The 5,412-nt window shown below is 51.7% G+C and carries 9 protein-coding genes; 3 read left to right on the forward strand and 6 right to left on the reverse strand.

Annotated features, from left to right (window positions below; translation table 11 throughout):
• The 6 genes from CPT76_RS33795 to CPT76_RS33815 form a co-directional block, all read right to left on the reverse strand.
• Positions 1-825: sulfate ABC transporter permease subunit (locus tag CPT76_RS33795; RefSeq protein ID WP_105446016.1), on the reverse strand; the 825-nt coding region annotated here is incomplete at its 3' end.
• Positions 822-1,637 carry a sulfate ABC transporter permease subunit CysT gene (gene cysT / locus CPT76_RS33800; RefSeq protein WP_105446017.1) on the reverse strand — a complete coding sequence of 272 codons (816 nt, stop codon included), beginning with the start codon at positions 1,635-1,637 and terminating at the stop codon, positions 822-824. The genes cysT and CPT76_RS33795, both read right to left, overlap by 4 nt.
• Before the next feature lie 323 nt (positions 1,638-1,960).
• Complete coding sequence (locus CPT76_RS41005) at positions 1,961-2,371, reverse strand: DMT family transporter (RefSeq protein ID WP_308737725.1); 411 nt, start codon at positions 2,369-2,371, stop codon at positions 1,961-1,963.
• Between the two features lie 279 nt (positions 2,372-2,650).
• Positions 2,651-2,860, reverse strand: a complete 210-nt coding sequence (locus CPT76_RS41010) for an alpha/beta hydrolase (RefSeq protein ID WP_258169052.1) — start codon at positions 2,858-2,860, stop codon at positions 2,651-2,653.
• Positions 2,861-3,057: 197 nt separating this feature from the next.
• On the reverse strand, positions 3,058-3,384 hold the full coding sequence (locus CPT76_RS41015; RefSeq protein ID WP_258169053.1) for an alpha/beta hydrolase: 327 nt from the start codon (positions 3,382-3,384) through the stop codon (positions 3,058-3,060).
• Between the two features lie 36 nt (positions 3,385-3,420).
• Positions 3,421-4,305 carry an MBL fold metallo-hydrolase gene (locus CPT76_RS33815; protein WP_105446018.1) on the reverse strand — a complete coding sequence of 295 codons (885 nt, stop codon included), beginning with the start codon at positions 4,303-4,305 and terminating at the stop codon, positions 3,421-3,423.
• A 370-nt stretch (positions 4,306-4,675) separates the two neighbouring features.
• On the opposite strand from CPT76_RS33815, the gene CPT76_RS41020 reads away from it, so the two are divergent.
• From CPT76_RS41020 to CPT76_RS33825, 3 genes are all read left to right on the forward strand, one after another.
• The gene (locus CPT76_RS41020) at positions 4,676-4,867 is read left to right on the forward strand and encodes a helix-turn-helix domain-containing protein (protein WP_258169054.1); all 192 of its coding nucleotides are present in this window, start codon (positions 4,676-4,678) and stop codon (positions 4,865-4,867) included.
• Positions 4,868-4,902: 35 nt separating this feature from the next.
• On the forward strand, positions 4,903-5,148 hold the full coding sequence (locus tag CPT76_RS41025; RefSeq protein ID WP_258169055.1) for a cupin domain-containing protein: 246 nt from the start codon (positions 4,903-4,905) through the stop codon (positions 5,146-5,148).
• A 125-nt stretch (positions 5,149-5,273) separates the two neighbouring features.
• A partial coding sequence (locus tag CPT76_RS33825; RefSeq protein ID WP_181153226.1) for a YjbQ family protein occupies positions 5,274-5,412 on the forward strand: 139 nt, incomplete at its 3' end.

Raw genomic sequence — 5,412 nt, forward strand, 5'->3', positions numbered from 1 at the left:
GTTCAATCCGCGAACTTCCACATGCATATCAGCGCACTTCCCTCTTTTTTTGGCCCATTCCATCAAGAGGAGCAGACTTATCGAAAAAGCAGCCAGAACCAGCGCAACGCTGTTGGCCGAAATGACATTGAAATTTTCCACGTCCTGGTATACCAGCGTCGTCGCCGTTTGGGTCCTGTTAATGATATTACCCGATACGACGAGCACCGCTCCGAACTCGCCAAGCGAACGCGCCACCGTCAGCACGATGCCGTAAATGACCGCCCAGCGGATCGATGGCCAGGTTACTTTCCAGAACGTTGTCCAGCCGTAGGCCCCCAGCGTCGAGGCGGCTTCTTCCTGCTGAGCCCCGATTTCCTGCAGCACTGGCATCACCTCGCGCACCATGAGTGGAAAAGTGACGAACAGCGTAGCAATGACCATCCCCGGAAAGGCGTACACGATTTTAAAGCCAATATCTTCGAAAAAGGCCCCCACCGCGCTTCCCGGCCCCAGCAGGAGCACGATCATCAGCCCCCCAATCACGGGGGACACCGCATACGGCAGGTCGACGATGCTGTTCAGAAACCGCCGGAGCCCGCCGCTCATCCAGCTGCCGCGAACGAGATAGATGGCCATCATCATGCCAAGCAGCGTGTTCAGCACCGTCACGGTGACGACAATGAGCCCGGTCATCATCAAGGCGTGCAGCGCCTCGGGCCTTGCCAGGGCATCGCCCAGACCGCCCAAACCACCTTCGAAGGCACCCATGACCATTTTGCCGAGGGGAGCGATCAGCAGCAGGAAAAAGACCAGGTATGTCAGCGTAATCCACAGTTTCTTCATGCTCTCTTCCCCTTCGTCTGCACAAAATTCACGACCCAGAGTATGACAAAAGACAGCGTCAGCAGCAGAATCGACACGGCAGCAGCCCCGGCAGTATTGTCGCTCTCAACTTCCCCGTAAATAAACACGGAGGCGATCAGCGTTCGGCCCGGGATGTTGCCGGCGACGAGCACGACGGCCCCAAACTCCGCCAGCGCCCGGGAGAAGGCCAGCATTCCTCCGCTGAGCATGCCCGGCAGCATGGACGGCAGCACAACTTTGAAAAAGATATTGGTGCCCGAAGCCCCCAGTGTCCGCGCCGCCTCCTCCTCGGAAGGATCGATCTCCTCCAGCAGCGGCTGCACCGCGCGGATGACGAAGGGGAATGTGACGAACACCATGGCGATGACGATCGCCGGCTGATGGAACACAATTTCGAAACCGAGCGCTTCGGCGGCTCCGCCGATCAGGCTGCCCGGTCCGAGCAGAAGCAGAATCATGAGGCCCCCGACCGCGGTCGGCAGGGCAAACGGGAGATCCACCAGACTGTTCAGCAGCGATCTGCCCGGAAAACGGTAGCGGACGATCACCCAGCCGATCATCGTACCGATCAGAACGTTAATCATCGTGGCCACGAGGGCCAATTTCAGCGTAAGGAGCACGGATTTCCACGCGATCGGGTCTTTCACGCTTTCCGCAAAAGCGCTCCATCCCAGCGAGAACGAATGATAATACACTCCCAGCAAAGGGAGCACGACCAGCAGTACAAAATAAAGAAGAACGGTGCTTCGAAAACCCCAGGTCCAGCCTTTATGTCGCAGCAGTGTATTCACTTGACCCCTCCCTGCCTCCGGGAATCGGCCCGGTCGGCGCTTGACGATTGATGATTTCCATTATAGATTAAATTATTCCTATTTGACTACTTGGTTTTTGCTTATCAGTACTTTACCAAAAACTGTCTCACACCGTCAATACAAAAATAGATTTATTTCCAGTCTCCGTTTACGCCGCAAAGAAAAGAGCCTGCACGAGTGCAGGCCCTGCATTTTTCAGTTCAAAACATTCGGCCCGTTTCGGGGCAAAGTCAAGGTCTAACCGTGATGATCCTTTGCCTCATCGAGACCGTCTGCGATGGAACTCCCAGCACTCCACTCTGTTATCGCTTCACCACGGACATATGGAGTTGATCGGCATGCGCAGTTCTTTTCGAACGTCTTTGGAAGGTTGCCAGGATGACGCCGCAAATAATCAACACCGAACCCGCAACTTGCATGTAGCTGATCGGCGTACCTAGAATGAAGTAGCCTGACACCATCGCAACAAATGGCTGCAAATTCAGAAACAGGGACGCGGTCGCGGCACCTACCTGACGAATTTGAGCGTTCCAGACGACGGCGCATAATCCTTGGATAAGCAGCGCGGATCCAATTAAGACAAGCCACCACCCATAGTGTGGACGAATCTCAGCATGCGGTTTGCTCCAGATCGATACCGGGAATACCGTTACCTTCCAAGAAGACAGACCGCGCTTAGCGGAAGTTTTTCTTGCGATTATAGAATGGTTCAGCTTCGCTGAATTTTATAAATTCTATAATCTTCAAATAAACGAGCAGGAACACCGAGGAGACGGCAAGCCGATAGGCCGATAGATGCAACGCAGGAAATGCTTGCAGCAAAAGCGAGCCCAGTACGAAGTTGCTACCGTAAAGCGATGCGCAAAACAATAGAAGCAGATAGGATCGCAAACGATTCGCCTTCTTTCAAAAAAGTGGGTACGAAAAAAGCCTGCGGCAGCATGCCGCAGGCCTCGTTTTAGGCATATGAAACGTTGGGCACTGCACCCGGGTTATTTCGCCGGGATGTACGATTCGTCCATGAAGCTGCGGATCGCTTGAAAAGCCTGCATCCTGTTCTTCTCCAGCAGCACCATGTGCGTTCCTTCCCCAATTTCTACCCAGCGGCGATAAACGGCGCCGGTCAGTGACGTGAAGAAGTTTTGCGCCAAATCAAGAGGCACATCGATGTCCCATTCTGCGTGAACAAGAAGGACAGGCACCGTGATCTCCTTGGGCTCATAAAAAGCTCTGTTAGCCGTCCAGTATTCACGGATGTCCAGAATCGGCCCATTGGTCGCCCGAATATGTCCCGGATGGACGCTTTGGCTTCCCGGATCGGAAGCTAACGTCGCTTCGGTCCATTGTTCGAACCAGCCTTCCGGAATCAGATCGCCGCGTTTATCTTCAGGGGCGGCGCTTAGCCAGCGTTCCTTCGTGCTTCCGACTGCTCCATCTCAGGGGGTCTCGTCGAGCCTCCATAGCCGCGTACATCCACGGCATAAACGTCGTAACCATGACTTGCCAAATAGTCCAAGAACGTGAAACCATCCAATTCAACGTCATACAAACTACCAATCGGATATGTGGCACCGTGAACCATGACAATCGTTTTCTCGTTCGTGAACGTGTTCATGGAAGCCGGACGTTTGTTGCGTACATATAGTTCGATTCCGGACGTATCGCTGGGGATACGATGGTCTTCGGTCAAAATCGGTATATCGTGCCTAAAATCGTTTGTCGTCATGTTGTCAGCACCTTTCAATGTGATTAGGTAAATTTATTAGATGAATTCCCATTTGAATCCGTTGCCGTCACGAGTCACGTACCCCGCAGAACTCCCCGGAAAATGGGTACTGAAATAAATGATGGGCCGATCCGCGACATAATCCAATACCCTGCGCCGGGAAACGCGTGCTTGTTCCGTGAATTCGCAATACATGGAATTCCACTCGGGATGATATACCTGAAACGGATGGTGCATCACGTCAGCACCGAACAAAGCTTCTTCTCCGCCGGACGTAAGGCTGATCGACATCTGACCGATGCTATGGCCGGGAGTCGGAATAAATTTGAACATATCGAGGAACTCCTCCCCCTCGGGAGAGATCGTCTTTATCATTCCAGCTTCGACAACAGGCAGAACGCTCTCTTCGTATGCGTTAAAGTTAGGTCCGTTTTCTTTATTATGGCTGGCCGGGCTCGAGTAATATTGTTGTTCCGAAAGCGGAAATACATAGGTGGCGTTCGGGAACGTCGGTATCCATTTACCGCCTGCAAGCCTTGTATTCCAGCCGACATGATCCACATGCAAATGCGTCAACAGGACATAGTCCACGTCTTCCGGCGTAACCCCTGCCTCCAGGAGACGATCAAGATACGGCAGCTTTAGATTGGACAATTCCGGATTATACGGAAGATTCTTATCGTTTCCCGTCGCGGTATCAATAAGGATCGTATGGTCCGGAGTCTTCACGACCCAAGTTCCAATACTAACGACAAGTTGAGAATCCCCGTCGATTAGCCCGGCAGGCAGGATATTCCGATTCTTTTCCAGAAACGCCGGGTCCCACGAGCCCGCAAAATAAACTTCCGGCGGGACGCCGCTCAGCGTCATTTCCGTGACACGGGTTACGGTTGCGTCGCCTACTTTATAGACTTTGTTCATTTGAAATCCTCCGGTTTTCTTTCTAAATCGTAGATCGTTCGAGACAACTATTGTAATGGGATCTGAAAGCACCCCAAAAATTTCGCTCAATATGGAAATGGTTGAAGGAATTCGTAAATACCCGGGTATGAGACTGAACATCAACCTTGATATAATAGTAGTTCTTAACCCCTGATATTTCAACGGTTTTACAGCGTAATTCGCTCTGCTTCAAAGTGCTTGATACCACTGCAAATATCCGATATGATACACGTAAAAATTACGTTCACAGCGAAATTTTCAGGTGAGGAGGACTTCAGATGAATTCAATCGGCGATATCATTCGAAATACGAGAAAAAACAAAAATTGACGCTTAAAGAGGTTTCTACCATGGCCTCCATCTCTTTATCTTTTCTCAGCGAAATCGAACGCGACAAAGTGAATCCATCCCTAAGCGTTCTCAAGCGTATAGCAAACGCTCTGGGTGTGAATTTTACCGATCTGTTTGGCGAGGAGAAACGAAGCATCGTCATCAGAAAAAACGACGAAAACCTCTCGTTCACTCCGAGGGTTCCAGAATAACTTGGTATGCTCTCAGTCATGGAAGCGGCAACAAGATGGGACCGATTTGGGGAGTTCTCGAAAAAGGTGCAACATCAGGGGACGTCAGCGTTGGTCATCCCGGAAGGGGAGGAATTCTTTTTATCCATACCGGACGTTTGGAGTTTATCCTCGGAAATGAGCGGTTCACGCTCGAAGAAGGCGACAGCATTTATTACGATGCCCGAACGCCGCATAGCTACAAAAATATCGCCGAGGGGGAGACGCTGCTGATTGCCGTTCCCTCTCCAGCTTCTTTCTAGATTCACTTTATCCTGTAGAGGAATAGGCCAGCCGTTCATTGTGCATGCGGCGCGGCAGCTGTATCATAGGCTTATGACATGTCCAATATCAGGTAAAATACACTTTAGGAAAGGAGACATACAACATGCTGCATACCCTGGAATTAAGTACGGCGTCACGGGACGAAATGAGGGATATTACCCGCGAGATTATCTCGCTGGTTCATCAGAGCGGGGTCAAGGAGGGGACGGTGCTGATTTACTGCCCGCACACGACCGCCGGCA

The organism is Paenibacillus sp. AR247 (genome assembly GCF_002968895.1).
Lineage (GTDB): Bacteria > Bacillota > Bacilli > Paenibacillales > Paenibacillaceae > Paenibacillus_AQ > Paenibacillus_AQ favisporus.

Excerpts from the sequence above, each read along its gene's own strand:
- CPT76_RS33815 (WP_105446018.1), bottom strand. The coding sequence starts at position 4,305 with ATGAACAAAGTCTATAAAGTAGGCGACGCAACCGTAACCCGTGTCACG.
- CPT76_RS41020 (WP_258169054.1), top strand. The coding sequence starts at position 4,676 with ATGGCCTCCATCTCTTTATCTTTTCTCAGCGAAATCGAACGCGACAAA.
- CPT76_RS41015 (WP_258169053.1), bottom strand. The coding sequence starts at position 3,384 with ATGACGACAAACGATTTTAGGCACGATATACCGATTTTGACCGAAGAC.
- CPT76_RS41025 (WP_258169055.1), top strand. The coding sequence starts at position 4,903 with ATGGGACCGATTTGGGGAGTTCTCGAAAAAGGTGCAACATCAGGGGAC.